Source organism: Novosphingobium sp. ERN07 (genome assembly GCF_012641335.1).
GTDB lineage: Bacteria > Pseudomonadota > Alphaproteobacteria > Sphingomonadales > Sphingomonadaceae > Novosphingobium.
The window spans coordinates 1-545 of the sequence record NZ_JABAID010000076.1; the positions used below are offsets into that span (position 1 = coordinate 1).

The following is a 545-nucleotide window of genomic DNA, read 5'->3' on the forward strand; positions in this document are numbered from 1 at the left end:
ACGGTGCCTTCGGTCACGCCGAGTTCGGCAGCAATGCGCCGGTTGGAAACGCGCGCATCGCGGCCAAGCATGTCGACCAGTTGCGTGTCGAGCGTGTCGAGCTGGGGGACTGCCACGGCGGTTATGCCTTTCCTTCGATCGGGGCGACGTCGAACTGGTACTTGATGATGTCGACCACGATGGCCGGCGTCAGCGTGCGGATGCCGTGGACGCCCGAAAGCTTGTCGAGCAGGAAGTCCGACAGGTCATCGAAATCGTGCAGCGCCACCAGCATGTCGATATCATAGCCGCCGGTCACCATGTGCGCGGCCACCACTTCGGGCAGCGCGGCCAGTTCATTGGCCACGTCCGACGCTGGACGGCCATCGACCGACACCGATATCCGCAGCAGCACGTTGAAGCCATGCGCCGAAAAGTCCGACACCGCCACCACACGCAACTGGTTCGCATCCTCCATCCGCCGAATGCGCGTCGATACCGTCGTCGCCGTCAAACCAAGCGTCTCGGCAATCTGCTGGTTGTTCGCGCGACCATTCGCCCGCAAT

At 63.1% G+C, this 545-nt stretch carries 2 protein-coding genes; both read right to left on the bottom strand.

Features of this window, described 5'->3' with window-relative positions; translation table 11 throughout:
* Positions 1–116 (bottom strand): Lrp/AsnC family transcriptional regulator (locus HGI47_RS22980; RefSeq protein ID WP_168854907.1); only part of this gene is annotated, 116 nt, incomplete at its 3' end.
* A gap of 5 nt (positions 117–121) precedes the next feature.
* Positions 122–544, bottom strand: a complete 423-nt coding sequence (locus HGI47_RS22155; RefSeq protein WP_240950386.1) for an Lrp/AsnC family transcriptional regulator — start codon at positions 542–544, stop codon at positions 122–124.
* Between the last annotated feature and the right edge of the window lies 1 nt (position 545).